At 71.1% G+C, this 25,615-nt stretch carries 29 protein-coding genes and 1 tRNA gene; 18 read left to right on the forward strand and 12 right to left on the reverse strand.

Annotated elements, in window-relative coordinates; all coding sequences use genetic code 11:
- Positions 1 to 103 precede the first annotated feature (103 nt).
- From ACFVNO_RS25310 to ACFVNO_RS25320, 3 genes are all read right to left on the reverse strand, one after another.
- Complete coding sequence (locus ACFVNO_RS25310; protein ID WP_378896139.1) at positions 104 to 1,603, reverse strand: SulP family inorganic anion transporter; 1,500 nt, start codon at positions 1,601 to 1,603, stop codon at positions 104 to 106.
- Positions 1,604 to 2,003: 400 nt separating this feature from the next.
- A complete protein-coding gene (locus tag ACFVNO_RS25315) occupies positions 2,004 to 2,411 on the reverse strand; it encodes a MerR family transcriptional regulator (protein WP_355267180.1) in 408 nt (135 codons plus the stop codon).
- Between the two features lie 307 nt (positions 2,412 to 2,718).
- Complete coding sequence (locus ACFVNO_RS25320; RefSeq protein WP_378896141.1) at positions 2,719 to 3,519, reverse strand: hypothetical protein; 801 nt, start codon at positions 3,517 to 3,519, stop codon at positions 2,719 to 2,721.
- Between the two features lie 206 nt (positions 3,520 to 3,725).
- Here ACFVNO_RS25320 and ACFVNO_RS25325 point away from each other — a divergent pair, with 206 nt between their 5' ends.
- Positions 3,726 to 4,166, forward strand: a complete 441-nt coding sequence (locus ACFVNO_RS25325; protein ID WP_378896143.1) for an NUDIX domain-containing protein — start codon at positions 3,726 to 3,728, stop codon at positions 4,164 to 4,166.
- A 94-nt stretch (positions 4,167 to 4,260) separates the two neighbouring features.
- Positions 4,261 to 4,920: a hypothetical protein gene (locus tag ACFVNO_RS25330; RefSeq protein WP_378896145.1), complete on the forward strand. Its 660-nt coding sequence runs from the start codon at positions 4,261 to 4,263 to the stop codon at positions 4,918 to 4,920.
- A 105-nt stretch (positions 4,921 to 5,025) separates the two neighbouring features.
- On the opposite strand, the gene ACFVNO_RS25335 is transcribed toward ACFVNO_RS25330, so the two are convergent.
- Positions 5,026 to 5,871, reverse strand: coding sequence for an alpha/beta hydrolase (locus tag ACFVNO_RS25335; protein WP_355267168.1), 846 nt, complete (start codon positions 5,869 to 5,871; stop codon positions 5,026 to 5,028).
- Positions 5,872 to 5,909: 38 nt separating this feature from the next.
- Entirely contained in the window at positions 5,910 to 6,452 is a 543-nt protein-coding gene (locus ACFVNO_RS25340; RefSeq protein WP_378896153.1) for a dihydrofolate reductase family protein, read from the reverse strand.
- Between the two features lie 112 nt (positions 6,453 to 6,564).
- On the opposite strand from ACFVNO_RS25340, the gene ACFVNO_RS25345 reads away from it, so the two are divergent.
- Positions 6,565 to 7,212 (forward strand): helix-turn-helix domain-containing protein, encoded by a 648-nt coding sequence (locus tag ACFVNO_RS25345; RefSeq protein ID WP_355267162.1) that lies wholly within the window; start codon positions 6,565 to 6,567, stop codon positions 7,210 to 7,212.
- A 434-nt stretch (positions 7,213 to 7,646) separates the two neighbouring features.
- Here ACFVNO_RS25345 and ACFVNO_RS25350 read toward each other — a convergent pair whose 3' ends face one another.
- On the reverse strand, positions 7,647 to 8,342 hold the full coding sequence (locus tag ACFVNO_RS25350) for an alpha/beta hydrolase (protein ID WP_378896155.1): 696 nt from the start codon (positions 8,340 to 8,342) through the stop codon (positions 7,647 to 7,649).
- A gap of 193 nt (positions 8,343 to 8,535) precedes the next feature.
- The gene (locus tag ACFVNO_RS25355; RefSeq protein ID WP_378896157.1) at positions 8,536 to 9,372 is read right to left on the reverse strand and encodes a phosphotransferase; all 837 of its coding nucleotides are present in this window, start codon (positions 9,370 to 9,372) and stop codon (positions 8,536 to 8,538) included.
- Between the two features lie 649 nt (positions 9,373 to 10,021).
- On the opposite strand from ACFVNO_RS25355, the gene ACFVNO_RS25360 reads away from it, so the two are divergent.
- From ACFVNO_RS25360 to ACFVNO_RS25370, 3 genes are all read left to right on the forward strand, one after another.
- Positions 10,022 to 10,519 (forward strand): GbsR/MarR family transcriptional regulator, encoded by a 498-nt coding sequence (locus ACFVNO_RS25360; RefSeq protein WP_378896159.1) that lies wholly within the window; start codon positions 10,022 to 10,024, stop codon positions 10,517 to 10,519.
- A 172-nt stretch (positions 10,520 to 10,691) separates the two neighbouring features.
- Positions 10,692 to 11,657, forward strand: coding sequence for an ATP-binding cassette domain-containing protein (locus ACFVNO_RS25365; protein WP_378896161.1), 966 nt, complete (start codon positions 10,692 to 10,694; stop codon positions 11,655 to 11,657).
- On the forward strand, positions 11,654 to 12,469 hold the full coding sequence (locus ACFVNO_RS25370) for an ABC transporter permease (protein WP_378896163.1): 816 nt from the start codon (positions 11,654 to 11,656) through the stop codon (positions 12,467 to 12,469). The genes ACFVNO_RS25365 and ACFVNO_RS25370 overlap by 4 nt, the downstream gene beginning before the upstream one ends.
- Before the next feature lie 84 nt (positions 12,470 to 12,553).
- Here the strand turns inward: ACFVNO_RS25370 and ACFVNO_RS25375 are convergent, their stop codons facing one another.
- A complete protein-coding gene (locus ACFVNO_RS25375) occupies positions 12,554 to 13,210 on the reverse strand; it encodes a class IV adenylate cyclase (protein WP_378896165.1) in 657 nt (218 codons plus the stop codon).
- Between the two features lie 25 nt (positions 13,211 to 13,235).
- Entirely contained in the window at positions 13,236 to 13,691 is a 456-nt protein-coding gene (locus tag ACFVNO_RS25380; RefSeq protein ID WP_378896167.1) for an NUDIX hydrolase, read from the reverse strand.
- Between the two features lie 30 nt (positions 13,692 to 13,721).
- On the opposite strand from ACFVNO_RS25380, the gene ACFVNO_RS25385 reads away from it, so the two are divergent.
- The 3 genes from ACFVNO_RS25385 to ACFVNO_RS25395 all read left to right on the forward strand — a co-directional run bounded on the left by ACFVNO_RS25385 (position 13,722) and on the right by ACFVNO_RS25395 (position 16,204).
- Complete coding sequence (locus ACFVNO_RS25385; RefSeq protein WP_378896169.1) at positions 13,722 to 14,501, forward strand: GntR family transcriptional regulator; 780 nt, start codon at positions 13,722 to 13,724, stop codon at positions 14,499 to 14,501.
- A 280-nt stretch (positions 14,502 to 14,781) separates the two neighbouring features.
- Positions 14,782 to 15,642: a hypothetical protein gene (locus ACFVNO_RS25390; RefSeq protein ID WP_378896171.1), complete on the forward strand. Its 861-nt coding sequence runs from the start codon at positions 14,782 to 14,784 to the stop codon at positions 15,640 to 15,642.
- A 409-nt stretch (positions 15,643 to 16,051) separates the two neighbouring features.
- Complete coding sequence (locus ACFVNO_RS25395) at positions 16,052 to 16,204, forward strand: hypothetical protein (RefSeq protein ID WP_378896173.1); 153 nt, start codon at positions 16,052 to 16,054, stop codon at positions 16,202 to 16,204.
- Between the two features lie 554 nt (positions 16,205 to 16,758).
- Here the strand turns inward: ACFVNO_RS25395 and ACFVNO_RS25400 are convergent.
- A tRNA-Lys gene (locus ACFVNO_RS25400) sits at positions 16,759 to 16,831 on the reverse strand.
- 160 nt (positions 16,832 to 16,991) lie between these two features.
- Here ACFVNO_RS25400 and ACFVNO_RS25405 point away from each other — a divergent pair.
- The 9 genes from ACFVNO_RS25405 to ACFVNO_RS25445 all read left to right on the forward strand — a co-directional run bounded on the left by ACFVNO_RS25405 (position 16,992) and on the right by ACFVNO_RS25445 (position 24,985).
- Positions 16,992 to 17,828 (forward strand): MerR family transcriptional regulator, encoded by an 837-nt coding sequence (locus tag ACFVNO_RS25405; protein ID WP_378896175.1) that lies wholly within the window; start codon positions 16,992 to 16,994, stop codon positions 17,826 to 17,828.
- Between the two features lie 138 nt (positions 17,829 to 17,966).
- Positions 17,967 to 18,497, forward strand: a complete 531-nt coding sequence (locus ACFVNO_RS25410) for a DinB family protein (RefSeq protein WP_378896176.1) — start codon at positions 17,967 to 17,969, stop codon at positions 18,495 to 18,497.
- A 685-nt stretch (positions 18,498 to 19,182) separates the two neighbouring features.
- Positions 19,183 to 19,614, forward strand: a complete 432-nt coding sequence (locus ACFVNO_RS25415; protein ID WP_378896178.1) for a hypothetical protein — start codon at positions 19,183 to 19,185, stop codon at positions 19,612 to 19,614.
- A gap of 301 nt (positions 19,615 to 19,915) precedes the next feature.
- Positions 19,916 to 20,731 carry an ABC transporter ATP-binding protein gene (locus ACFVNO_RS25420; protein WP_220563736.1) on the forward strand — a complete coding sequence of 272 codons (816 nt, stop codon included), beginning with the start codon at positions 19,916 to 19,918 and terminating at the stop codon, positions 20,729 to 20,731.
- Between the two features lie 14 nt (positions 20,732 to 20,745).
- Entirely contained in the window at positions 20,746 to 21,693 is a 948-nt protein-coding gene (locus ACFVNO_RS25425) for an ABC transporter permease (protein ID WP_378896229.1), read from the forward strand.
- Positions 21,690 to 22,805: an ABC transporter substrate-binding protein gene (locus tag ACFVNO_RS25430; RefSeq protein ID WP_355267124.1), complete on the forward strand. Its 1,116-nt coding sequence runs from the start codon at positions 21,690 to 21,692 to the stop codon at positions 22,803 to 22,805. The genes ACFVNO_RS25425 and ACFVNO_RS25430 overlap by 4 nt, the downstream gene beginning before the upstream one ends.
- Before the next feature lie 106 nt (positions 22,806 to 22,911).
- On the forward strand, positions 22,912 to 24,000 hold the full coding sequence (locus ACFVNO_RS25435; protein ID WP_355267121.1) for an LLM class flavin-dependent oxidoreductase: 1,089 nt from the start codon (positions 22,912 to 22,914) through the stop codon (positions 23,998 to 24,000).
- Complete coding sequence (locus tag ACFVNO_RS25440) at positions 23,997 to 24,665, forward strand: cysteine hydrolase family protein (protein WP_220563739.1); 669 nt, start codon at positions 23,997 to 23,999, stop codon at positions 24,663 to 24,665. Before ACFVNO_RS25435 ends, ACFVNO_RS25440 begins: the two co-directional genes overlap by 4 nt.
- A gap of 68 nt (positions 24,666 to 24,733) precedes the next feature.
- Positions 24,734 to 24,985, forward strand: coding sequence for a DUF2795 domain-containing protein (locus tag ACFVNO_RS25445; RefSeq protein WP_355267118.1), 252 nt, complete (start codon positions 24,734 to 24,736; stop codon positions 24,983 to 24,985).
- 65 nt (positions 24,986 to 25,050) lie between these two features.
- Here the strand turns inward: ACFVNO_RS25445 and ACFVNO_RS25450 are convergent, their stop codons facing one another.
- Both ACFVNO_RS25450 and ACFVNO_RS25455 read right to left on the reverse strand, forming a co-directional pair.
- On the reverse strand, positions 25,051 to 25,308 hold the full coding sequence (locus ACFVNO_RS25450) for a type II toxin-antitoxin system RelE/ParE family toxin (RefSeq protein ID WP_378896182.1): 258 nt from the start codon (positions 25,306 to 25,308) through the stop codon (positions 25,051 to 25,053).
- Positions 25,305 to 25,571, reverse strand: coding sequence for a type II toxin-antitoxin system prevent-host-death family antitoxin (locus ACFVNO_RS25455; RefSeq protein WP_378896184.1), 267 nt, complete (start codon positions 25,569 to 25,571; stop codon positions 25,305 to 25,307). Before ACFVNO_RS25455 ends, ACFVNO_RS25450 begins: the two co-directional genes overlap by 4 nt.
- Between the last annotated feature and the right edge of the window lie 44 nt (positions 25,572 to 25,615).

Below are 25,615 nucleotides of genomic sequence, written 5' to 3' on the forward strand. Positions count from 1 at the left end.
GGCGGCCCCGCCCCGGCGGGCACCGGCGCACCACCGCCCCGAGGACACGGAACGGCGGGGGCCGCCGGAACCCCGACGACCCCCGCCCGGCCCGCGCGGCGTGTCAGTGCCCGCCGGTCAGGGTGCCCGACAGCTCCCGGTGCAGCCTGCTGCTGGACTCGTTGAGGCCGGTGACCTCGACCTCGACCCCGTGCCCGCGGAAGTGCTCGCGGACGCGGTCCAGGGCCGCGACGGCGGAGGAGTCCCACACGTGGGCGGCGGACATGTCCACCACCACCCTGTCCAGGCCCTGCTCGGTGTAGTCGAACCGGTTGACCAGCTCGCCGCTGGAGGCGAAGAACACCTCGCCGCTGACGGAGTACACCCGGGTGCCGCCGTCGGGGTCCAGGACGCTGGTGACGTCGGCCTGCATCGCGGCCTTGCCGGCGAAGAGCACCATCGACACCACGACCCCGGCGATCACACCCAGCGCGAGGTTGTGGGTGGCCACGACGACGGCCACCGTGATGACCATGACCAGGGTCTCGCTCCAGGGCATGCGCTTGAGCGTGGCCGGGGCGATGCTGTGCCAGTCGAAGGTCACCGCGGACACGAAGACCATCACCGCGACCAGTGCGGCCATGGGGATCAGTCCGACGATGTCGCCCAGCCCCACGCACAGGACCATCAGGAACACGCCCGCCAGGAAGGTGGAGACGCGGGTGCGCGCGCCGGAGGAGACGTTGATCATGGTCTGCCCGATCATCGCGCAGCCGGCCATGCCGCCGAACAGGCCGACGAGGATGTTGGCCATGCCCTGGCCGCGGGCCTCCCGGCCGTGGTCCGAGGAGGTCTCGGTGCGGTCGTCGACGACCTTGGCGGTCATCAGCGACTCCATCAGCCCGACCAGGGCCAGGGTGAGGGAGTAGGGCGCGATGAGGACCAGGGTGTCCAGGGAGAGGGGCACGTCCGGGATCAGCGGGACGGGGAAGGAGTCGGGCAGCTCGCCCTCGTCGCCCACGGTCCGGGTGGAGATCCCCATGGTGATCGTGGCGACGGTGAGCACGACGATCGCGACCAGCGGCGCGGGCACGGCCTTGGTCAGGTAGGGCAGGCCGAAGATGATGCCCAGGCCGACGGCGACCATCACGTAGACGGGGATGTCGAAGTCGGCCAGGTAGGGCATCTGGGACAGGAAGATGAGGATGGCCAGGGCGTTGATGAACCCGGTCATCACACTGGGCGGCACGAACCGCATCAGCTTGGCGACCCCGGCCAGGCCCAGGCCGATCTGGATCAGCCCGGCCAGCAGGGTGGCGGCGATCAGGTGGTCGACGCCGTACTCGATGGACAGGGGCGCGGCGACCAGGGCCATGGCGCCGGTGGCGGCGGAGATCATCGCCGGGCGGCCGCCCAGGAAGGCGATCGAGACCGCCATCACGAAGGACGCGTACAGGCCCACGCGGGGGTCGACCCCCGCGATGAGGGAGAACGCGATGGCCTCGGGGATCAGCGCCAGGGCGACGACGAGCCCGGCGAGCACGTCCGCGCGCAGCTGCGCGGCGGCCGGGATGCGGGACTTCAGCGACCGGGGTTTCTTCACGGGCGGATTCATGGAACCCATCAGGTTTCGGGCAGCCCACAGCGAGGACCGCGGTGTTCGGGTCAGGTGTTCGGCGACGGCGCGGGCCGGTGCGTCCGCGGCTCGCACGGCCGCGGAAGGCTCGGGTTCCCGGCCCGGTCCGGCGCTCGTGGCGCCCCGGGCAGGGCTCGTCGCCGCAGACCCGACCGTGCCCCTGAGGCAGGTCGGGAAGCGGTCGGCCGTCCCGCGTTCAGGCGCGGCGAACGGCCTGGACCAAACTTACCCTTACGTTAGGGTTCGAGTCACGTAGAGCGACTGAGGCGACCGTCACAGCGGGAACCCCCGCCGGGCACACCGGGCCGTCGGCACGGCGCGGGCGAGCGCCGCGCCCCCGGCACCCGTCCCGGACGGCAGCGGGCACCGTTGCCCCGCGGCCGCGTCCTCACCTGGCCGCGCCGCTCCGCTCCCGCTGCTCGCGCAGCCTCCCGGCGAACTCCTCGGCCATGGCCAACTGGCCGCGCAGCGCCTCGCAGCGGGCGGTGATGGCGGCCTCGAAGGCGTCGAGCCGCTCGCTCAGGGCCTCGCGCTCGCCCTGCTCCGTCTCGGCCGCGTTCAGCCGGTCCAGGGTCTCCAGCAGGTCGCGGGTCTCGTCGAGGCTGAACTCCAGCGGCTTCATCCGCTTGATGAGGTTCAGCCGGTCGACGTCCTCCTGGGTGTAGAGGCGGAAGCCGCCGCGGGAGCGGGCCGAGGGCTCGACCAGGCCGACCTCCCCGTAGTAGCGGATGGTCCGCAGGGACAGGCCCGTCCGCTCGGCGACCTCGCCGATCTGCATGTGACCCGCTTCGGGCATCGCTGTGCTCCTCGTCCTTATTTCTACTCTAACGTCAGAGTCGCCTTTTCGGCGTCGGCCCCGTAGCGGGCAACGCTAGCGCGCCCGCGGACGCGGAGGACGCCGTGCCGCGGCGGGCGGTGCGCCCCCTCCACCCCGGCGGAGGGCGGCGGCGCCGGGGGCGAGGCCCCCGGTCCGCCCCGGAACGCCGGCTCCTCCCCCGGCCTACCATCCCCCGGCCCGCCCCTGGATCTGTCTCGGGACAGGCCCTGGTCGGCGCCCGTCCCGCCGTGCCCCGCCCGGAGCGGACGGCCGCTCCCCCGGCCCGTCACGCGTGGAGGTCGACCGTGACCAGGTAGGCGTCACCCGGCAGGGCGTCCAAGAGCGTGTTCATGTGGCGCAGATGCTCACGCAGGGCCCGCCGCGCCTCGTCGTCGCCGGCGTCGGACAGGTGCTCCATGCCGTGCCAGGCCCCGCCCGTGTCGATGAGGGCCCACCCCGGTACCGCGCTCCAACGCGCCTCCTCCACGAACTCCTCCCGGGGAGCGGAGTAGTGGTCGACCGCACAGCCGAGGAAGTGCGTGAGCCCGGCCTCCCTGAGCTCCCGGACGGCGTCCTGGGCGTGGTAGGCCTTCAGGGCGGCCGACCGCTCGGCCTCGGCGATCCTCCACTCCGGTGTCCGGACGTGCGCGGCCGTCGACCCGGGGCACGCCCGTTCGGCCCGTTCCCTGCCCCGCAGGACGAACGCGGAGAGCGTCTCGGTCTCGGGGCGGCGCCGGAGGATGCCGTTGGCGCGGTCCCACCGGTCGGCCGCCTCCCGGGCCCGCACGTCCCGCTGCGCGTCGAGGTCGAGCAGGGACACGGGGGCCGCCGTCACCATGCGGGGATCGCCGTCCTCGGCGGGCAGGACCAGGGGGTGGTCGGGGTCGGTGCACAGGAACCCGTTCTCGAACCGGCCCCCGACCATCCACCAGTCCCACCAGCGGCCGGCCGGGTCCGCGTCTCCCCCGGCGTAGTCGGGTTCCCCCAGCAGGGGCGGCAGCTCCCGTAGGAGCGCGTCGCCCAGGGTGGTACCCGCCGAGATGTCGGGCGGCTCCGGCAGGGCCACGATGAGCCGGTAGTGGGACACGTTCTCCTCCAGGCGGTTCCGGTGGGCGGACCGGGATCACACGGACCCCCGACACCGCGGCGCCCCCGGAGTCCCCGGATCCCCATCGCACGATCGGACGGGTGCGGTACGCGCGGAGCAGGATACTCCGGCCCGGCCGCCGTTCCGGGAGTACAGGGTCTCCTGGTGCCCCCTCACGGAGTCCCTTCCCCGGCTAGGGTCCGGGCATGGACATACGCGTGACGGGCCTCCTGGTAGAGGATGGGAAGGTGCTCGTCCTGGACCAGGACACCGACGGCCCGCGCCGCTGGAGCCTGCCCGGAGGGCGGGTCGAGGAGGGCGAGCCGCTACGGGACGCCCTGGTCCGCGAGATGCGCGAGGAGACCGGTCTGGAGGTCGAGGTGGACCGGCTCCTGTACGTGTGCGACCACATCGTCCCCGACAGGGACCTGCACGTCGTCCACATGACCTTCGAGGTACAGCGCGTCGGGGGCACGCTCGGGGAGGTCGCCGAGGGTCTGGACACCCGGCCCATTCGGGGCGTGGCATTCGTGGGAACCGGCGACCTGGCCGGGCTGGGCTTCAGTGAGCGGTTCGCCCGGCTGGTCGAGGACGGGTTCCCCGGGGCGGGCTCCTACATGGGCCCCAAGTCGGCCATCGGCCTGTGACCGGGCCCTTCGGCCGCGGACCGGCTCCGCGGGTCTCCGGGTACGGCCGCCGACCGCCCTGTACCCGCCGGCGCGGCCGGTCCAGAATGCCGTCATGGCCGAAGACGACGAGACCGGCGCGGAACCGCGCTCATTCCTGACCTGCGCGGCGGAAGTGGCCCGGCTGCTGGGCGTCGAAGACGAGGACGTCCCCGGCGAGCCCGACCACCGGCACGCCCGCCGCCTCGCCCACAGGGTGCGCAAGCCCCTGCTCGAACGGGCGGGCCTGCCCGAGGAGCTGTTCGCCCCGCTGATGGCGGCGGCCGTGTACGACCCGGACCCCAGCTTCTGCCGCTGGTTCGTGGAACCGGCCGTCTACGCCTTCGGACGCCGCCGTGTGATGGCGGCGCTGGTCGACCACCTGCGGTTCGGCACGGACACCGAGCGGGCGGGCGCCGTGCGGGCCTGGTACAGCGCCCACGTTCCCCTGCGCGCGGACCGTTCCCCCGCGTACGGGCCCGACGGCGTACGAGATCCCGCCCTGGACGAGACGCGGGATATCAAGCACTCCTGGCTGGAGGTCTCGATGCGGCTGTTCGCCGAGACCGCCGACCTGCGGATGCGCCACCGCGTCCTGCTGGACCTGCCCGCCTCCCGCACGGCGTACCCGCCCCGCCTGCACGGACTCCTGGAGAGCACACGCGCGACCGCCCGGGCCCACCCCGACCCCCACATCCGCGACTGGGCCGCCGCGGCGGACCGCGACGAGGCCTGAGTCCCCCGGCGGCCGCCGGGGAGGGCCGGCCCGCGCCGGCGAGCGGGAGCCGCCACGACCGGCCCCCGCCGGAGGGCACGGCGCGGCCGCCCCGCCCGGTGAGGGTCAGGCCAGGGCCGCGTGGACGAGCTCCGCGCAGGCGGGGGCATCGGTCGCCAGACCCTGGTGGTCGCCGGGGAAGCCGAGCGGCTCGACGCCGAGCCGTTCGGCCAGCACCCGCGAGGAGAGGACGGGGACGCCCTCGCCCGAGGCCTTCCCGATGCCGACGGTGACGGGGACCGGGCCGGAGCGCAGCGCAGCGACGTCGGGGGTGAAGCGCAGCACCGGCAGCAGGACGTGGGACAGGAAGTGGTCGAGGTTCCCCTGGATGCGGCCCATCATCTCCAGCGCCTCGGGCGGCATCTGCGAGGGGTCGGGCATCGCGGGAGGTGCGCTGTCGGGGCCGTCCACGGTGGTGATGAACTCGCCCATCGCCGCACCCGCGCCGTGGGCGAGGTAGGTCTCGTGCACGTGCCGGAACACCGTCCGCCAGTGGTCGCGGTCGGGCAGCAGCTCGGGGAGCGGCGGCTCGTGCACCACCAGGGCGCGGACCTGTTCGGGGTGGCGGGCGGCCAACTCCAGGGCGGTGAGCGCGCCGCCGCTGTTGCCCAGCACGTAGGCCGGACCGTCGCCCAGATCGGTGATCAGGCGGTGGGCGTCCTCGCCGAAGACCGTGACGTCCGTGTCGGCGGGCGGTCCGGTGAGGGTGCTGCGCGACAGGCCGCGCTGGTCATAGGTGACGACGGTGTAGCGGTCGGCCAGGCAGGCCGCCAGCCCGGCCAGCGCTCCGGCGTCGGCGGGCGCGCCGGGGATCATCAGCAGCAGCGGCCCGGTCCCTTGGACCTCGTAGTGCAGGCTCGCGCCGGGGACCTGGAGGGTGCCGGTCCGGCCCTGGGTCTGGACGTCGTTCATCGGTGTCTTCCTTCTGGGTTCTCGGCTGGGGGGGCGGGTCAGGCGGGACGGTAGGTCAGGTCGAGCACGCCGTTGGGCAGGACGGCCGACCGGATGAGGTCCAAGGACACGGGGTCGGTGCCCTCGGGGAAGAGGCGCCGTCCGGTGCCGACCACCAGGGGGTGGACCAGCAGGCGCAGCTCGTCCAGGAGACCGGCCCCGAGCAGGGCGCGCACCAGGCTGATGCTCCCCGCCACCGTGACCGTGCCGCCGGGCCGCTCCGCGAGCTCCTTCACCGCGGCGAGCACGTCGCCCCCGATGAGTTCCGCGCCCGCCCAGTCGACCTCGGTGAGGGTGGTGGAGGCCACCAGCTTGCGGATGCCGTTGATCGCCTCGGCCATCTCCCCGCTCTGGTGCGGCCACACGGCGGCGAAGGCCTCGTAGGTGGCCCTCCCCAGCAGCAGGGTGTCGGCCTCGGCGTACATCCCGCCCACCGCCGCCTGCATCTCCGCGCTCAGGTAGGGGAAGTGCCACGTCTCGGGCGCCTCCACCACGCCGTCCAACGAGACGAACAGCCCTGCCGCGATCTTGCGCGCCGCCATGCGCCCAACTCCTCACAACTCCCTGTGGACCGACCGTCCGGTCGAGCACGAAAGCAAGCTTGTCTTTTGCAAGCACGCTTTGTCAAGCGAAGTTCGATGTAGAGTGTGAGGCATGGCGATTCGTAGCTACGGACAGTTCTGCGGCCTGGCCCGCGCGCTGGAGACGGTCGGCGAACGCTGGACGCTGCTGATCGTCCGCAACCTGCTGTCGGGGCCCCAGCGCTACACCGACCTGCGCAAAGGCCTGCCGTCCATCCCGACCAACATCCTGTCGGCGCGCCTCAAACAGCTCGAGGAGGCGGACGTGGTCACCCGCCGCGCACTGCCCCACCCCGAGCGCGCCGTCGTCTACGAGCTCACCGACTACGGGCGCGAGCTCGAACCGGCGCTGATCGCGCTCGGCCGCTGGGGCGCCTCCACGATGACCGGGCCCCGCGCCGGCGAGGTCGTCACCGCCGAGTCGGTGGCCATGGCCTTCCGCACCACCTACCGGCCGGAAGCCGCGGGGAAGGGCACCGTCGGCTACGAGGTCCGCATGGGCGACTTCACCATCCGCCTACAGATCACCGAAGGGGTCCTGACCGCCGCCATCGGGCCGCACCCGTCCCCGGACCTCGTCATCGAGAGGGTCTCCGAACAGGGGATCCACGCCATGATGACCGGCGCCAGGACCCCGGAGCAGGCACTGGCCGACGGCAGCGTGCGCGTGGAGGGCGACGCCGCCCTTCTCCCGGGCTTCGTGGAGACCTTCCGCTTCTGACCCCGGCCACGCCGCCGTCCCGGCCATCCCGGATCGGTCCCGCACTCCAGGACTCCCTACGGGCTCCCCCCTGGAAACGACGAAAGGCGCCCCTCACAGAAGAGGAACGCCCAGGTGGAAAGGGGTACGCCCCCAGGGACTCGACCCCTCACCCACGGATCAAAAGTCCGCCCCCGCCACACCGGTGCGCCCCACTATGCCCCGATATCTCCCCCGTCGCCCCGCAGCGCCGACACCCCACAAGACCACCCAGTACCACCGGGGATCACTCCGCCCTCAGCACCGGAGCAACCACCGAGCAACCGCCCCGCCTTCCAAGCCAGAGACCGAATCCGTTGGGTTTCCAGCCTGCGCCAGCGCCTCCATCGCACCTGACACGGAACAGTGTGCTCATGAAGTGAAACCGCCCAAGGGGCATGACCACCGGAAGCGGATCAGGCCGTAGCGGCGAGTTCGACGAGGTGCCGGGCCGTGCCGACAGGATCGCTGATCTGGTGGAGGTGCGTTCCGGGCAGGTGCGCCGAACGCCAACCGCGTTCGCGTGCCTCAGCGGCAAGACCGTCATACGGAGGGCTGAACAGGAGGTACGAACAAGGGTGGTCGTCCCAGCCCTCGGGAACAGGGATGTGCTGCTCGTAGTAGGACAGCGGAAGGGTGGGCTGCTCCTCGACGACCGTTCGCCGCACCTTCGGGTTCGGGAACAAGGAGGCGACCTCTGCCTCGTCCCACCAATCGGTCCAGCGCGGAAGCCTGCCGTTCACGACCATCGGGCGGAGGAACTCCAACAGCCGTGGTGGGGCGACGGGGGTCGGCCCGGATCGGGCCGGCAGCGCGGCATCAACGAAGACAGAACCGACCACCGGCCGGTCGAGGCCCGAACGTATCAGCGGGAGGAACAAGCCCGCGTTGCTGTGCGCGACCAACACGAGAGGGCTGTCGGCCGGAACCTGCCGGAGATCGTCGCGGACGGCGCTGACGATACGGGGCCAGAACGGGGGAGCGCCGGCGCCTATGTCCAGCAGGGACGGCAACCGCACCCGGTATCCCGTCGCCGTCAGGCATTCGGCCACGGGGCGCCAGGTCGAAGGACCTACGGACGGGCTGTGCACGAGAACGAAGGTCGGCTGCATACAACGATCTTGGCGCCCATGCCACGGTAGGCGCGAGGGTCTCGGCTGATGGCAGAACGCTGCCGGCCGAGCGCCTCACGTCGGCGGGTGGGCAAGACGTGCACATGACCCGTGGCAGATGAGGAACTTCGTAACGCCGGGTGTGATGGAGTACCGGTGTGCCGGGTTTCGGGCCACTCTCAACTCTCCCCGGTCAGGAGATGAGGAGCCCTTCAGCCAAACGTCGAACATGAGGTTTGAGGCGGCCGTGAAGAGGGTCTCGGTCGGCGGCTTGGATGATCTCGGCGCAGATCACCCACTGGGTGAGACGCCCGGTCGGGCTGTCGAGCACGTCGGCGAACACCTCGCGCACCCGTACCGCGGTCGCGGGCTCGGTGAGGGAGTAGGCATGCAAGACCGCGGCGTCGTACCCGGCCGGGGCGCTCCCCCAGCCTTCCCAGTCGATGATCTGGAGCGGATCGGCGGTGAGGTTGGCCCAGTGCAGGTCTCCGTGGGAGGTCTCCCACCGCTCCACCGTCAGGTCCCGGCCCTGGAGAGCGGGGATGAAGCGGGGAATGCGGTCGATGTAGTCCTGCGTCATCACCTGGCGCCCTGTCGGGACCGGTAGCCGGTGCAGGCGATCCAAGGCGGTACGCAGGTCGTTCCACCACTGGTCGGTGACCGAGATCGGGATGTCCAGGTCCGGGGTCTGGGAGAGGGCCTCTCCTTCGAGTCGCTCCCACAGGTGGGCCTGGAACACCAGGCCGTTCTCGTCGTTCCAAGTGAGGTCGCCGAGTAGGGCGGGCCGGGGGATCTCCTTCGGTAGGAGGGCATCAGCCAGGTTGGCTCCCTCCCAGATCTTGCCGCCCGCTCGGGGCGCGGCCATGACCCGCAACCACCCCTGGACGTCTTTGATGGTGACCGGGCCGCCGAGGGTTCTGCCGCCCATCCCCGCACGCAACCGCTCTCCGAGTTCGGGGATGGCGGCGAGTTCGCGGGCGGCCCGGTGCCAGGGCCCGGTCAGGTCAGGGAACGGGTTGGAGGAGGTCACAGAGGTCCTTGAGTCGAAGCGACGACAGACGTTGGCCGGTAACCGTCTCGGCGGCTTGACGCCCCATCCTGCATCGCGCGCCGCAATAATGGAGCCGGTTCCAGCGAGGGCCTGGCGGATCGGGTCGATCTCGACAACCCCCGGTTCATCCGGGTGCGGAAGGCACCGGACGGGGGTGTTGCTCCGGGTTGCTCAGTGAGGCGGGGGACACTGCGAAGACAGCGGAGCGTGTCCGGAGCGATCGGCGGGTGCCGGGGACGGGAAAACCCCGGATCGGGGACCGAAACCGGGGCTCTGAACTGGGGTTTTGTGGGTAGGCCCCCAGGGGCTCGAACCCTGAACCCACGGATTAAAAGTCTGCTCCGGCCACTCCGATATGCCCCGCTATGACCAGATAGCTTCCCCACCACCCCGCAGCGCCAACATCACACAAGACCACCCGCCACCACCGGAGACCGCTCCGCCCCCCAGCACCGGAGCAACCACCGAGCAACCGACCAACCCGCTGAGCCACAGGTTGAATCCGCGGGTACCCGGCTCGACGCACCCGCAGGTCCCACCACCCGCCCACCACCCTCTGCCGCGAAGCAGTAAAAACTAAGATGACACTTTTTTGTGTTATCACAGCCATGAGTGCTACTGTGTTGCCATGCCTACTGATGAGCAGCTGACGTTCGCCGACCACCTGGGCCGCCGCTACGTGCAGGAACAGAACATTCCGCCGGTGGCCGGCCGCCTGTTGGGATACCTGGGTGTGTGCGATCCCGCCGCGCAGACCATCAACGACCTTGCGGACGCGCTGCTGGCGAGCCGCAGCGCGATCACGCAGGCGGTCGTACTCCTGGAGGGCCGGGGCCTGGTCGAGCGCTCCCGTGCTCGCGGCGAACGCGTGGACCGGATCTCGATCCGCCTGGACCGCCTGATCTCCGAACAGGACTACGATCCGGCCAGCTACCTCGACATGGCGGCACTGCTCAGGCGGGGGGTCGCGCTGGTCGACGACGACTCCGGCCGACGCGAGACGCTGGAGGAACTCGCCGCACTGTACGACTTCCTCGCCGAGCGGATGCCGCAACTACAGAAGGAATGGCTGGCCCACCGGGCTTCCCTCCGCGGCACCGACCCGGAGGTCACACCGGGCACCTGACGGCGCCGACCGTCAGCCACCCCATCCTGATTCCCGCACGCTCCCACCCGACGTCAGCGCACAGCGCGAGACGCGGCGATCGGGCGTGCCCGGAACGCCCCCGACGGGGCGTCGCGTCTGGACCGGGCACCCATCCCCGGCGGTTCGCACCCTCGCACCGAGAGAGAAGGCCATGCCCAACACCCACCCCCCGGCGATCCGGATCAGCGGACTCCACAAGTCGTTCAAGGACAACCGCGTCCTGCGCGGCATTGATCTGGACATCCCCTCCGGCACCGTGTTCGCCCTGCTGGGGCCGAACGGCGCCGGGAAGACGACCGTCATCAACATCCTCACCACCCTGCTCGCCCCCGACGCCGGAACCGTCCGTGTCGCGGGCCACGATGTCGTGGCCGACCCGGATGCCGTCCGCGCCTCGATCGGTGTCACCGGCCAGTTCGCCGCCGTGGACGCACTGCTCACCGGCGAGGAGAACCTGCGCATGATGGCCAGGCTCGCCCACCTCGACAAGAAACGCGCCAAGACCCGGATCGCCGAGCTGCTCGACCGGTTCGATCTCGCCGACGCCCGGTATCCGTCAGGCGGCTACTCCGGGGGGATGAGACGTCGACTGGACCTGGCCATGTCGCTGATGCTCGATCCCGACATCGTCTTCCTGGACGAACCCACCACCGGCGTCGACCCGCGCGGCCGCGTCATCATGTGGGACATCGTGCGCGACCTCGCCGAACAGGGCACGACGATCTTCCTCACCACGCAGTACCTCGAAGAGGCCGATCAACTCGCCTCGCGCGTTGCAGTGCTCGCCGAGGGCCGCATCGTCGCCGACGGCACCCCGGCCGAGCTGAAGCGCCGTGTCGGCAGCGGCCACCTCGTGCTGGAGCTGCCCACTCCGGAAGCGCTCGACACCGCCGCCCGACTGCTGCCCGCCGCGATGACGAACGCCGGAACGCTGAGCCTGCGGGTGAACGAGGGCACCGACCCCAGCACGGTCCGGGACCTCCTCGTCCGGCTCGACGACGCGCGCGTGCCCGTCGCGAACCTGGAGATCGTCACCCCCGACCTCGACGACGTCTTCTTCTCCCTCACCGGCGCCCCCCGCAACCGGACCGACACGATCCCGGAGAACCGCGCATGAGCATCGCACACGCCCGGCCCGTCAGCGACACGATGACCATGCTGCGGCGCAACGTCCTGCGCAACCTGCGCTACCCCAGCGGCCCCATCACCGTCATCGGCGTCCCCGCGGTCTTTCTTCTGCTGTTCGTCTACGTCTTCGGTCAGACTCTCGGCGCGGGCATGTCCACAGGCGGCACCCGCGAAGAGTACCTCGCCTACATCACCCCCGCGATCCTGCTGATGGCCGCCGTATCGGCACCGCAGATGATCGCCGTGTGGATCTCGATGGACATGACCGAGGGCATCGTCGCCCGCTTCCGCACCATGGCCATCTTCCGCGGATCGGTACTCGCCGGACACGCCCTGAGCGGGACCATCCTCATCGTCGCGGCCATCACCGTCCTACTCGGCATCACGCTCCTCCTCGGCCACCGGCCCGCGGCCGATCCTCTGGACTGGCTCGCGTTCGCAGGGTTCGCCGTGCTGGTCGGCCTTGCCTTCTCCTGGCTGGCCGTTGCCCTCGGCCTCGCCGCGAAGAGACCGGACTCCGCGGGCAACCTGCCCTTGCTGCTGATGGTCCTGCCGATGCTCAGCGGCGGATTCGTGCCCGTCGAATCGCTCCCCGGCTGGATGCAGGGATTCGCCCGATACCAGCCCTTCACACCCATCATCGACACCTTCCGGGGGCTCCTCGCCGGCGCCCCCGACGGGAGCGTCGCGGTGTGGGCGCTGAGCTGGACGGTAGCGATCACCGTCATCGGCTACGCCTGGTCGTTGTGGCTCTACCGGCGCCACGCCGCACCGTCGACCGGGCGAGCGACGGGCACCTGACCCGCCCACTCACGGAGGCCGTCACCGCGATGCCGGTGACGGCCTCTGTCGTGCGGTTTGTGGTGGAGGCTGGAATAGCGTCCCTTAACGGGTTCCGTCGAGGCGGACACTCGGCCATCGGGGTGAGCGGCGGGCGAGGACGGCGTCGGTGTACTGCTCGGTGGTGAAAGCGTCCTCGCCGATACCCAGGTCCGCGAGGACGCCGCGTACGGCGCTCAGGCCTTCGGAAAGATTCGTCTCTTCGACGAGGGTCTCGACCTCGATGAAGGTCCCCTCCAGCTCGGGGACCGTCACCACGGTGGCCAGGCACTCCCGCCCGGTCGCGGTGGTCAGGGGGAAGTTGGTGCAGTGCTTGGTGAGTGCCACCAGGTGCTCATATCCGAGGCCGGTCAGAATGGCATCCAGGGCCTGCGCGGACTGGGCACGGGTCTCGTGCTCGGGTTTGGAGCCGGTCTCCTCGTCCACTGCCGGGGCCTTGTAGGTGAACACCACCCGCTCCGAACCGTCACGTTCGATCACCCGCACCCGCAACTCCCGCCCCTGAGCGGTCAGCGACCGGTCCGGGAGGTCGTAGTACATATCCCGGTACACGGCCTCCTCCCCCGGAGCCCGCTCACGTAGCGCGGCCAGCACCCGCTCCGGGTCGTCCACCCGTACCTTCACCTCGGCCTCGATCACCGGCGATATCCCTTCAATAGCATCGCAGGAGGCGTCGCGCTCCGCACTGGAGGCCTTCACCATGCATGGAGTTACGGACCTCGAAAGGTCATCTGGTCGGGGTCAGGTGGTGGCCGTCGTGGCTGCGAACATGGGGAGTGTCCGGGTCCAGGGCGTCCAAGAGGCGGATCGCGTAGACCTCGCCCATGCGCTCGGACACCTCCTCGGGGGTGAGCCAGGCGACCTCGGTGGACTCCGGGGAGGGGCGTTCGGTGCCGCCGGAGGGCTTGCAGCGGAAGACCAAGGCCACGACGCCGCGGGTGGTGTTCTTGTAGACGCCGGTGAGGCGGTCCACCTCGACGTGGATGCCGGTCTCCTCCCAGACCTCACGGCACACACCGTCCTCCGGAGTCTCGGCGAGCTCCAGGACCCCGCCGGGGAGTTCCCAGCGGCCGTTGTCGGCTCGGCGGATCACCAGGAACCGACCGTCCTCGTCAATGACGGCTCCGGCGACGGACACCGAGTGCAGCGGCGTTGACGGCCCGTCTCCGGTGCTGTTACTCATGTACAGGAGCATAGGAGGCGCGGAAGGACCATGGCGAGCACTGTAGGGGCGCGGTCCGGTAAGCCCCGGTATCTCCAGATCGCGGACGACATCGAAGAGCAGATCACGACGGGAAGGTTGGCCCCGGCAGCGGAGATCCCGAGTGAGACGGTGCTGGTGGAGCGCTACGGCGTCTCGGCGGGCACGGTCCGTAAAGCCATCGCCCAGTTGCGGACCGTCGGGTTGGTGGAGACCTTCCAAGGCAAGGGCTCGTTCGTGAAGTCGCGCCCGCCGGTGACCCGCAAGTCCTCCGACCGGTTCCGGCGCTCGCACCGCCGCGCGGGCAAGGCCGCTTACATCGCCGAGACCGAGCAGGCCGGGGTCAAGCCCACCGTGCAGGTGCTATCCATCGGTCCGGTGCCCGTTCCCTCCGAGGTCGCCGAGCGCCTGAGCGTGGATGAAGGCGACAAGGTCCTGGCCCGCCGGCGCCTGTACTTCAGCGACGGCACACCCACGGAGGAGGCCACGTCGTATCTGCCGTGGGACGTGGCCCGGGACATCCCCGAGCTGTTCGAGGAGAACCCCGGAGGAGGCGGGATCTACGCACGACTCGAAGAGCACGGCCATGAGTTCGCCGAGTACACCGAGACCGTGCGGGCGCGACTGGCCACCAAACAGGAGGCGAGCGCGCTGGGCCTGAGCCCGGGTTCCCCGGTCTTCCACCTGACGCGCAACGCCGTGACCACCACCGGGCGTGTGGTGGAGGTGTGCGACACGATCATGGCGGCGGATCAGTTCGTGCTCGACTACCGCATCCCCGCTGTGGACTGAGGGTTTTCCGGCTTCTTCGCCAGCGGGGTTGACTCATATACATGAGTGGGGCAATCTGATCTCACCACTCATATATATGAGTGTATGAGTCAGGCATATCTATATGTGATGGCTCTTCGCCCACCCCAGCCCTCTTGGAGCGTGCTCCGTGAACGCTGCCGCCGTCCCGATGCCGAAACCAATTGCCACGAACGAAGACGTCCCCCAACCGACACCGAGGGCAGACGGCAGGGGCGGGCCGGTCGTGTATGCCCCGCGCGGGTCAAGTGAGTTCGGTCCGTTGCTGCCGCCGCCCCAGGCCGATGACCCGGTGGGGCACGGGTACACGGCTTTCCAGGTGGTGCGGTTGGCGGTGTGGGCGGCCAGGGAGTGCCGGTGGGTGGACGCCATGGACCCGGTGCACCGCGCAGAGACCGCGTGGGAGGCCATCACCGAACACCTCCAGCTCGCCTCCGAGCGGCCGGAGGAGACGGAGCTGATCGCCATCGGGTGGAAGGCGATGAAAGCCCAGCACTACCAGGACCTCAAAGCCCGTGGCCTGGGTGGCAAGGACAAGGCCCTGCTGACGCGAGCGTTCGTGCGCTACTGGACCAGCGCCTCGGCACCCGCTCATTCCCATGAGGACCACATCGTCGACCGCCTCGCCCTGGCCCAGATCTGGACAGCGCTCAAACCCGCCCACCGCCAGGTGCTCACCGCCCTGGCCGAACACGAGGACCGACGCAGCGCCGAACGCTCCCTGAACATGGACCCCGCCGCCTTCACTCGCGCGTTGGGGCGGGCCCGGCGGGCGTTCCTGGCGCTGTGGCACGAGGGCGAGACCCCGTCCCTGCTGTGGGGCTACGACCGCACCGGGGCGCGGCACCAGAACGTGATGTACCTGGTCCGGCTGCGCAAACGCCGAGCATTGCAGCGCAAAGCCGAAGGACATGTGCGCCGCTACGGGCACCGCCCGCCCCGGGACCTGGGGGTGCCCGACGCCGAGCTGTTGGCACGGCACGAAGCGGGGGAGAGCTACGCGGCGCTGGCCGCGTGCTTCGGGGTTAGTCGCGCGTTGATCGCCTCCCGGGTGGCCAAGACCCGAACCCGGGGGGAGGAACAGACCGCTCATACGAAGCCGCTGACGGCATCCCGAAAGTAACGGAAGCGAAGAAAAAGAAGATGCCCCGACCGGTGCTGGAACACCGAGACGGGGCGTGACCCCCACCTGACACCAGCAGGAGGAAATCATGCGTCACCTTACTACCGGCCGCCACCGTCGACCCTGCAACAGCATGGCCGGGCGCGTGTGGGCCCTGACCGCAGCACTGTTGGCGACAGCTCTGGCCGCGCTTTTCATCCCCGGCCGAACTGTCCCGGAACCGCGCGCGTTGCACGCAGCGCCGACTTCTGATGGTGACCACGGGCGCCGCAGGCGAGGCGGTGACCTGCTCGCCAACTCACCCGGCTTCCCTGAGCAGAGCATCTGGGCAACCGGAGCATCCGCCACCTCAAGCCGCTGGGAGCAGGCCTACCAAGACCGCTCGGCGCCATTCGAACCGGAGGATGCGGTGGACGCCGAACCCGACCGGATCGCCGGAGCACTGGTGCGCCCCTACCTCGACCTCCCTGCGGTTCCCCGACCGCGCCCGGCCGAACCGGTGGAGAACGAGTTCGCCGAGCTGGCCGACCGCATTCGTACTTACCTGGCCATAAGGAACTGAAACGTCATTTATCGGGGGTGGGCCTGTGACTCCGCCGGAGACTCCGCCTGTGACTGGACCCTTCAGAGGGCCTGTGACTCCGCCCGATACTGGACCCATTAGAACGGCCCGCCCTTTTCGGCGCGGCAGTGCAGGTCAAAGCCGGTGCGGGTGGGCCCTTCGCAATCCAGAGACATACCCAAGTGGGCAGTTCCTCTTCACGTAGGGCGGGGCGGGCCCCGGCGGGAAAGCCCTCGCCCCGCCCTCGGAGACGTCAGCGACGGTGCTTCGGGGCGCGGCGATAAACGGCATTCAGCGGGCCTGCACGTCCACATCACTCACCAGGACCACCAACGGGTGTCCAGTGGCACAGCGGGGCGATGGTGGGCGCGGACGGCCCCCTTCCCGGGGCGGGCGGGGTGGCAGACGTCTCGGCGAGCGGAACGAGGATGCTCGGGAGGTGGGAGGCACGGGGGAGACAAAAGAGCGAGCTTCGAGCAAGCAGCGGGCACTTGGAACGAGGAAAACCCAGGACCGAGACCTTGGAAAGGGGCTCTGAACTGGGGTTTTGTGGGTAGGCCCCCAGGGGCTCGAACCCTGAACCCACGGATTAAAAGTCCGTTGCTCTGCCAATTGAGCTAGAGGCCCGTGGCATGACCCGCCTGACCAGGGGGTTCACCACCGAGGGCTGAGTCTACCGGATACCACCGGGGGCACACAGCCGAGTATTCCCCCGCGCGCCCGGCGGGAAGGGGGCTCCCGTCCCCCTTGACCCTGACACCGTGTCAGCCCCGAACGTGGAGGTGTCATGTTCACCATCGGAGAGTTCGCCTCGATCGGGCGGGTGAGCGTGCGGATGCTCCGGCACTACGACCGGATCGGTCTGCTCGCCCCGGCCCGGGTCGACCCCGTGACCGGGTACCGGTTCTACGAGGTCGGGCAGCTGACGCGGCTGAGCCGCATCGTGCAGCTGCGCGGCTTCGGCCTGGGGTTGGAGGACATCGCGCGGATCGTGTGCGGTGACCCCGATCCCCGGCTGGAGCGGGAGATCCTGGAGGCGGCCGGGGAGGGCATCCGGCGGGAGATCGCCGAACGCCGCGCCCGGCTGGCGAGGGTCGAGGCCTACCTCCGGCGCAGGGAAGAGGTCCCCGCCATGTCCACGTCCGACACCATCACCGCCGAGCTGCGCCGGGTGGAGCCGCAGCGGATCGCCACGCTGACCCGCACGGCCCCCGGCCACGGGCCGGAGAACGTCGGCCCCGTGGTCGGCCCGATGTTCCCCGAGGCCGCTGACGCCCTGGCGGCCGCCGGGGTCGGCGACCACGGCCCCGGGGTCGCGTTCTACGGCTACGACGAGTCCGCCGGGGACGGCATCACGGTCACCGCGGGCTTCGTGCTCCCCTCCCGGGTGGAGGGGGTGTCCGGGCTGGAGGTGTCCGAGCTGCCCGGCGGCGAGGCCGCCGTCACCACCCACCGGGGCGAGGTCGCCGGCATCGGGGAGACCTGGGCGGCGCTGGTCGACTGGGTGCGCGAGCAGGGCCTGGAGCTGGCCGGGGTCTGCCGGGAGGTGTACTGGACCCCCGGTGACCGCCCGCAGGAGGAGTGGGTGACCGACCTGGTGCAGCCGGTGCGCCGGGCACCGTAGGGCGTATCCGAAAGGCGTGGCCGGTGGCGGCCCAGCGCGCCCTACGGCCGTCCGGCGCGGCGGCGCCGCGCCGGGCCGCCAGGCCGCCGCCGGGAAAACCGATGGTCGGCGCAGGTCCGGTGTGCGAGGCTGCCGGGCATGAACGACGCCCGTACCGACCTGTTGCAGCGCCAGTTCGACCTCACCTGGGGTCTGCTGGAGTACCACCTGGACCGTCTGGTCCCCGAGGAAGTCCTGTGGGAGCCCGCGCCCCTCTGCTGGACGATGCACCGCTCCGGGGACGGCTGGGTCCCCGACTGGGCCGACTCCGAGCCCGACCCGATCCCCGTCCCCACCATCGGCTGGGTGACCTGGCACATCGGCTGGTGGTGGGGCGTCACTCTGGACCACCTGTCCGGACGGGTCCCCCGGGACCGGGAGGCGGTGGCCTGGCCCGGCCCCGACGGTGTGGTGGAGTGGCTGTCCGCGCTGCGCGGCGAGTGGGCCACCGTACTGCCGACCGTGTCCCTCGACGCACCCGCCCCCTTCCCGTGGCCCGAGGGCTCGGGAATGACGGTGGCGGACACGGCGGCGTGGGTCAACGCCGAGCTGATGAAGAACGCCGCAGAACTGGGCCAGCTGCGGCTGCTGCGGGCGGCCTCCTCCGAGAAGCCATCCGCGAAGCCGTAGGACCGGCCGGGGCCTCCTCAGCCCGTCCGCGGATTCGACCCCGGGGCCTCGGCCGCTTACGGCCCGCGGGAGAACACGCACGGCCGGCGGACCGGCACACCTTCCGCCCTGCCCCGCCCCCCGCCCGGTCGCCCCGGTCGTCGCTCCGCCGCCCCGCGCGCCGGCGACCGGGGCGGCCGGGCGCTCGCCGTGCACGGAACCCGCCCTGGGGCGGCACTCCCCGGGGCTCCCGTCGCCGTGCCCGGACGCCGGCCGAGGGCGCCGGGCTCCACCAGGGCGGACACCCGGATCGGACCGCAGTCCCGGCCCCCGCCCGGCGATGGCATTCGATTGCCTTATATGTCCATTTGCTACCCATATACACGAAAAGCCCAGATCCACCCCCGAAGACCCGAGCCCACCACGACAACCGGCCCCGCGATTATGGTTCACCTTTCAACTTCTTCATTCCCGAAAGGAATGAGGCACCCCCATCCCCCACGGCCCCGCACACCCCTCCCCCACCAACCCCTCCACCAGTACGGGGATCCGCGAGAACCCGCCCATTTCCCAAATATGTGAAACACATCACAATTTGCCCCCGAGAAAACCCCAGGTGGCCACACCGGACCCACCCCTGAACACAGCGGACAAAGGACTAATGGCGGAGACCGATGGGACCCTTGTGCACTAAAGTCTTCTTCCCATGAGGGAAACAGCGGTACGCGACCCCGCGGACACCCTCGCCCGGCGACCCGACAACACCGAACTGGCCCGGGCCCTGTCCGCCCAACTCGGCCTTGACCTGGCACCTCGCGAGTTCACGCTCGCCGACGGCGTCCGGGTCGGCGTCGACTGCGCCGACGGAGACCCGCCGAGCCTGCTGGTGCAGTGCTCGCCCTTCGCCGGCCAGGTGAAGTCGTCCCAGCGGAACAAGGTCATCGCCGACGCCTTCAAACTGTCCTGGATCCGGGACGCGCACTTCCCCAAGGCGCGGGTACTGCTGGTGCTGGGCGAACCCATGGCCCGGCTGTTCGGCCGGGGCGCCTGGCTGCCCAGCGCCTTCGCCACCCACCGGATCACCGTCGCCCTACTGGACGCGGACCTACGAGTACGCGTCCTCGATATCGGTACGTGACGGAGCCTTCATACAGAGTTAATGCCGGCTCCCTAACGTCAACGTCTCAACCCGTCACACGACCCCCGCGGGCCGTCGATCCCCGATCTTCCACCCGCTCTCCAACCGCCAGCCCCCGGTTCGCCGTACCCGGGGAGCGACAGGAGGGTGCCCCCGTGGACTTCTCGACCGTGACAGCCGGGCCGCCGTCCGGCCCCCCACTCCCCGACGCGGACTGAGCCGCCGTGCGCGTCTCCGACACGCCCCGGGCCCGGGCCGCCGCCCCGTGCCCGCACGTGCGCACCCAGGACGGGGAGCCGTCATGACACCTCTCTCGGACGGTCTCGGCATCCGCATCCGCGGCCTCACCAAGACCTACGACGGCGGCGACCCCGCCCACCCGGCCCTGCAGTCGGTGGACCTGGACATCGGGGTCCGCCGCTTCGTCAGCCTCATCGGCCCCAGCGGCTGCGGCAAGTCCACCCTGCTGCGGGTGATCGCCGGGCTGGAGGACCACGACTCCGGGGAGGTCTCGCTCTTCGGCTCCACCCCCAGCGCCCTGTGCGCCGCCAAGGGGGTGGGCCTGGTCCCGCAGACCCCGGCCCTGCTGCCCTGGCAGACCGTGCGCCGCAACATCGTCCTGCCCCGCCGGGTCAACCGCCGCGCCGGGGCCGACGGCGAGGACCCCGACGACCTGCTGCGGGCGGTGGGCCTGTCCGACGTGGCCCACCGGTACCCGCACGAGCTCTCCGGCGGCCAGCGCCAGCGGGTGGCCATCGCCCGCGCCTTCGGCCTGCGCCCCCGGCTGCTGCTCATGGACGAGCCCTTCTCGGCCCTGGACGAGTTCACCCGCGAGGCCCTGCGGTTGCAGCTCCTGGGCCTGTGGCAGCGCCGCGCGACGACGGTCGTCTTCGTCACCCACTCGGTGCGCGAGGCGGTCACCCTCTCCGACGAGGTCGTCGTCATGTCCGCCCGGCCCGGCCGCGTGCACGAGGTGCTGCCGATCGACCTGCCCCGCCCCCGGGACGCGGAGGTCGTGACCGGGCCGCGCATGCACGCCCTGGAGGACCGCGTCCGCGCCTCCCTTCAGTCCGCCTGGGAGAGCGGAGCCGCCCCCGACGACCTCGTCCGGCTATGAGCGAGAGCACCGAGATGACCGCGACCGCCCCCCTGCGCCACGCCCCCGACCGCCCCGGGCCGACGCCCGGCCCGGGTCCCGCTCCCACCCGGCGCCGGCCCCGGCCGCGCGGCCCCCTGCACCCGGCCACCTGGGCGCCCACGGCCTTCGTCGTGGTGCTGCTGGGCATAGGCTGGTCGGCGGTGGCCGCCGAGCACCCCTACATCCTGCCCCGGCTCGCCGATGTGGGGGCCACCCTGGCGGACCGGCCCGAGATCTTCCTCGCCAACGCCTGGAGCACCCTGTCCATCGCCCTGATCGGGGTGGCCTGCGGGGCGGGCACCGCGTTCGTCCTGGCCCTGCTCATGTCCGAGATCCCGGTGGTGCGGCGCGCCCTCATGCCGCTGGCCGTCGTCCTCAACGTGACCCCGGTGGTCGCGCTGGCGCCCGGGCTGGTGGTGGCGTTCGGGTTCGGCCTGGCCCCCAAGGTCATCGTCACCGCGATCATCACGTTCTTCCCCGTGCTGATCAACGTCGCCACCGGGCTGCGCGCGGTCCCCGAGCCCGTCCTGCACGTGTTCCGGACCCTGGACGCCTCCCGCCTGGAGGTGCTGTGGCGGCTGCGCATCCCCTACGGCCTGCCCTACACCCTGGCCGCGCTGCGCGTGGTCATGCCGCTGTCCATCGTGGGCGCCGTGGTCGCCGAGTTCGTGGCCGCGGGCAGCAGCGGCGGGCTCGGCACCCTGATCCGCACCTCCGCCTCCTCGGCGCAGCTCGACTCCGTCTACGCCGCGATCGCCTGCCTGGCCACCATGGGCGTGCTCATGCTGGCGCTGGTCTCGGCCGTCGAGCGCCGCGTGCTCTTCTGGCACGAGTCGCAGCGCACCCGCGCCTCCCGCCGCACCCGCGCCCCCCAGCGCACCGACACTTCCCGTCCCCGTAGATCCCACGTCGCACAACGAACGGAAGAGCCCCCCAGATGACCACCCCCACCACACCCCTGACCCGGTACCTCGGTGCCGCGGCCCTGGCGGCGTCCGTGCTGGCGACCGCCGCCTGCGGCGGCTCCGAGGCCGCGGCCGAGCCCCCCGCCGAGTCCGAGCTCGCCATCAACGAGGAGCGGTGCTCCACCAACCGGGACGCCGGCACCATCACCTACATCTCCGGCTACTTCTACCAGGCCTCGGTGAGCCAGCTGGAGGTGTTCGCCGCCGAGAGCCTGGGCTTCTTCGACGCCGTCTGCCTGGACGTGGAGATCCAGGGCGGCGTCGGCGACATCATGGCCAACTCGCAGCTGGTGTCGGCGGGCACCGCCCACTTCACGCCGATCGCCAACGAGGCCGAGGTCGTCCAGGCCAACCAGGAGGACCACGACGTCATCGGCATCGCCACCTACGGGCACGTGCCGATCGCCTCCCTCCTGACCGGCCCCGAGGTCGAGGACCTCAAGGAGCTGGAGGGCCAGACCATGGGCCGGCCCGGCATGCTGGCCGCCCCGCTGGAGGCGATGCTGAACGCCGCCGGGGTCGACGTGGAGTCCATCGAGCAGGTCGAGTCCGGGTACGACCCGAGCGTCCTGCCCCGGGACCAGGTGCAGGCGCTGACGGCCTTCCGCTCCAACGAGCCCCACCAGCTCGACGCCATGGGCGAGGAGTACCGGGAGTGGCTGCCCGAGGACTTCGGCGTGGTCGGCTCCTTCGGCGTGATGGCCACTAACCCGGAGTGGGCGGCACAGAACCGGACCGTCGTCGAGGACTTCCTGCGGGCGATCGGCAAGGCGTTCGAGTACTGCGGGCAGGAGGGGAACGAGCGGGAGTGCGTGGAGTACGCGGCCGCGCTGGACCCGACCGGCGAGTTCGACGTCGACCACAACCTCCAGGTCTGGGCCTCCGAGAGCGAGCTGGTGCGCGCCTCCACCCCCGACGAGACCGCCGTCGGCTACATCGACCTGAACCTGACCGAGGCCGAGACGCAGAACCTGGTCGACAACGGCGTGCTCGATGACATGCCCGACCTGGAGCCCCTCTTCGAGCCGCACTACCTGGAGGCCGTGTACGTCGCCGGGAACGTGAGCTGGCCCGCCGAGGAGGAGTAGGAGCAGCGCTCCCGAGCAGTACCCCCCACACCACGGGGAACGGCCACGGGCACCGGGGCGACGGCCCCGGTGCCCCCCCTATTTCATTCAGAGCGAGGGAACCGAGTTGTCAGAATCTGGCGGAACACCGGCCGCCGACACCGAGTACGGGATCTTCCTGCCCATCGGCAGCGGCGGGTGGATCGTCTCCGAGACCGCACCGCACCCGGAGGCGACCTACGCCTACAACCGCCGGGCCGCGGTCCTGGCCGAGCAGTACGGGCTGGACTTCATCATGTCCATGGGCAAGTGGCGCGGCTACGGCGGCGCCACCGACCACTGGGGCCGGACCCTGGAGTCCATCACGATGATGGCGGGCCTGGCCGAGGCCACCGAGCGGGTCAAGGTGTGGGCGACCGTCCACACCAACCTGTTCCACCCGGCGATCGCCGCGAAGATGTTCACCACCCTTCAGGAGATCGCGGGCGGCCGCGCCGGGATGAACATCGTCGTGGGCGCCTACGCCAAGGAGTTCGCCCAGATGGGCCTGTGGGACGAGTCCCTGGCCCACGGCGACCGCTACCGCTGGACCGAGGAGTGGACCTCGGTGCTGGAGCGGCTGTGGTCGGAGCAGGCGGTTGACCACGACGGCGAGTACTTCCGCCTGGACGACTGCCGGTCGCTGCCGCACCCCGCGACCCGGCCGACGCTGATCGCCGCGGGCCGCTCCGAGGCGGGCCTGGACTTCCAGTCCCGGCACTGCGACGGCTCGTTCCTCACCGCCCAGGACCTGCCGGGCCTGCGCGACGCCTGCCGGGACGTCAAGCTGCGCGCCGAGAAGCAGGGCCGGAGCATCCGCACCTACTCGATGCTGACGGTCGTCATGGCCGACACCGACGAGGAGGCCGAGGCCCGCAGGCTGGAGTACGGGCGCGGCGCGGATGTCGAGGCGCTGGTCAACATGAAGGTGTCCTGGGGGCTGCCGCAGGACAAGGCGCTGTCGCTGACCGCCGAGCGGCCCGAGGACGAGGCGTTCCAGACCCCGTTCGTCACCGGCTCCCCGCAGACCGTGGCGGAGCGCATCCGGGAGATCGTCGAGTTCGCCGGGCTGGACGGCCTGATGCTGATCTTCCCCGACTACCACGCGGACCTGGCGGACTTCGGAGAGCGGGTGATGCCGCTCCTGCGCCCGGCCGGCGCCCGGGGGGAGGGGTGACCGCCGCCTCCCTCGTCGACACCGCGGGACACCGCCGCCCGGCGCCCGGACCGGCCGGGGAGGCGGCCGTGCTCGTCGTGGACACGCAGCGGGACTTCGCCGCCCCGGAGCGGCCGCCCCGGTCGGACGCGGGCGCCCGGGAGCGGATCGACGCCGCCCTGGCCGGGACCCGGCTGCTGGTCGACCGGGCCCGCGCGGCGGGGGTTCCCGTGGTGTGGACCCGCCTCGTGCAGGACCCGGACGAGCCCTGGGACTCCTCGCGGTGGCTGCGCGGGCTGGCGGACCTCCCGCCGGAGCGGGCGGCCGCCGAGGAGCCGTGCCTGGCGGGCACCCCGGGCCCGGAGTGGTTCGGGGCGGCACCGCTCGACGGCGAGGAGGTGGTGGACAAGCGCCGCTACTCGGCGTTCCACGGCACCGACCTGGTCCGCATGCTCTACTCCGCCGGGGTCTCCTGGCTGGTGGTGTGCGGGCTCACCACGGACTGCTGCGTCGACGCCACCGCCCGGGACGCCTTCCAGCACGGGTTCCGGGTGGTGGTGGCGGCCGACGCCGTCGGCACCTACGAGCAGGCCCGGCAGGACGCGGCGCTGGAGGGGCTGGCCCGGCACGCCGCGGTGGTGGCCACGGTCGACGCCGTCACCGGGCTGTGGCGGGCCGGGGGTTGACGCTCCCGGGCCCCGGGTAGTCACCCCGTGCGCTGCGGGAGGGGCCCGCGGCGCACGGGGGAGGGACCATGGGGGTCGAACGCGGCCTGGCAGGCCTGCGCCGGATCCTGGAGGGCGTCGACTTTCCGGCGGACAAGGACCGCATCGTGGCCGCCGCGCTGGAGGCGGGCGGCGACGAGGAGGTCGTGAGCGCGCTGCGGGCGATGCCGCCTGCCGACTTCTACGAGGCGGAGGAGGTCCTGCGGGCGGTCCCGCTGCCCGAGACCGAGCCGGGCTCGCACACCGAGTCCGCCCGCGCCCAGGAGCGCCCGCAGCGCTGAACACCGCGGCCGGGCTCCGCCACCGGGTCCCGGCCGCTCCCCTGCGCGCCCGCCGTCCGGCGGTGTCAGTCGTAGACGCCGGAGCGGTGCCCCACATGGACGACCCATACGATGAGCCGGTCGTGCTCCACCGTGTAGATGACCCGGTAGTCGCCCACTCTGAGGCGTCGCACCTCGGGAGAGCCGACCAGGGCCGTGGTGCCGAAGCCCAGAGGGTCGGTCTCCAGTTCGGTCAGTTTGCGGAACACGTTCATGGCCACGGTGCGGGGCAGCTTGCGCAGCTCCTCCCGGGCCTCGGGGCGGAAGATCGTCCTGTAGGTCACTCCGGCCCTTCCAGGATCTCCGCCATGACCTGCTCCATCGGGATACCGGGAGAGGGGTCGGCCATGCGCTCCTTGACGAGGCGGAGGATCTCCTGCTCCTCCAGCCGCTGGTAGCGGCGGAGCATCTCGATGGGGACCACGGCCGCGACCTCACGGCCTCTGCGGGTGATCACCGTCGGGGAGTCGTCTCTGTCGGCTCTGTCGACGACGTCGGCGATGTGGTCGCGCACCTGGCGAATGGTCTCCACCTGAACCTCGTTCATGGAACCGAAGGTACCATGCGTACCTTTGGTACGCCGGGGATTCC

It is taken from the genome of Nocardiopsis sp. NPDC057823, from assembly GCF_042797335.1.
Lineage (GTDB): Bacteria > Actinomycetota > Actinomycetes > Streptosporangiales > Streptosporangiaceae > Nocardiopsis > Nocardiopsis changdeensis.

Coding starts and splice junctions, on each gene's coding strand:
- ACFVNO_RS25310 (WP_378896139.1), bottom strand. CDS start 1,603: ATGGGTTCCATGAATCCGCCCGTGAAGAAACCCCGGTCGCTGAAGTCC.
- ACFVNO_RS25425 (WP_378896229.1), top strand. CDS start 20,746: ATGACCGCGACCGCCCCCCTGCGCCACGCCCCCGACCGCCCCGGGCCG.
- ACFVNO_RS25365 (WP_378896161.1), top strand. CDS start 10,692: ATGCCCAACACCCACCCCCCGGCGATCCGGATCAGCGGACTCCACAAG.
- ACFVNO_RS25445 (WP_355267118.1), top strand. CDS start 24,734: ATGGGGGTCGAACGCGGCCTGGCAGGCCTGCGCCGGATCCTGGAGGGC.
- ACFVNO_RS25335 (WP_355267168.1), bottom strand. CDS start 5,871: ATGAACGACGTCCAGACCCAGGGCCGGACCGGCACCCTCCAGGTCCCC.
- ACFVNO_RS25380 (WP_378896167.1), bottom strand. CDS start 13,691: ATGAGTAACAGCACCGGAGACGGGCCGTCAACGCCGCTGCACTCGGTG.
- ACFVNO_RS25350 (WP_378896155.1), bottom strand. CDS start 8,342: ATGCAGCCGACCTTCGTTCTCGTGCACAGCCCGTCCGTAGGTCCTTCG.
- ACFVNO_RS25455 (WP_378896184.1), bottom strand. CDS start 25,571: ATGAACGAGGTTCAGGTGGAGACCATTCGCCAGGTGCGCGACCACATC.
- ACFVNO_RS25340 (WP_378896153.1), bottom strand. CDS start 6,452: ATGGCGGCGCGCAAGATCGCGGCAGGGCTGTTCGTCTCGTTGGACGGC.
- ACFVNO_RS25415 (WP_378896178.1), top strand. CDS start 19,183: ATGAGGGAAACAGCGGTACGCGACCCCGCGGACACCCTCGCCCGGCGA.
- ACFVNO_RS25325 (WP_378896143.1), top strand. CDS start 3,726: ATGGACATACGCGTGACGGGCCTCCTGGTAGAGGATGGGAAGGTGCTC.
- ACFVNO_RS25420 (WP_220563736.1), top strand. CDS start 19,916: ATGACACCTCTCTCGGACGGTCTCGGCATCCGCATCCGCGGCCTCACC.
- ACFVNO_RS25375 (WP_378896165.1), bottom strand. CDS start 13,210: ATGGTGAAGGCCTCCAGTGCGGAGCGCGACGCCTCCTGCGATGCTATT.
- ACFVNO_RS25330 (WP_378896145.1), top strand. CDS start 4,261: ATGGCCGAAGACGACGAGACCGGCGCGGAACCGCGCTCATTCCTGACC.
- ACFVNO_RS25345 (WP_355267162.1), top strand. CDS start 6,565: ATGGCGATTCGTAGCTACGGACAGTTCTGCGGCCTGGCCCGCGCGCTG.
- ACFVNO_RS25360 (WP_378896159.1), top strand. CDS start 10,022: ATGCCTACTGATGAGCAGCTGACGTTCGCCGACCACCTGGGCCGCCGC.
- ACFVNO_RS25385 (WP_378896169.1), top strand. CDS start 13,722: ATGGCGAGCACTGTAGGGGCGCGGTCCGGTAAGCCCCGGTATCTCCAG.
- ACFVNO_RS25430 (WP_355267124.1), top strand. CDS start 21,690: ATGACCACCCCCACCACACCCCTGACCCGGTACCTCGGTGCCGCGGCC.
- ACFVNO_RS25405 (WP_378896175.1), top strand. CDS start 16,992: ATGTTCACCATCGGAGAGTTCGCCTCGATCGGGCGGGTGAGCGTGCGG.
- ACFVNO_RS25315 (WP_355267180.1), bottom strand. CDS start 2,411: ATGCCCGAAGCGGGTCACATGCAGATCGGCGAGGTCGCCGAGCGGACG.
- ACFVNO_RS25370 (WP_378896163.1), top strand. CDS start 11,654: ATGAGCATCGCACACGCCCGGCCCGTCAGCGACACGATGACCATGCTG.
- ACFVNO_RS25410 (WP_378896176.1), top strand. CDS start 17,967: ATGAACGACGCCCGTACCGACCTGTTGCAGCGCCAGTTCGACCTCACC.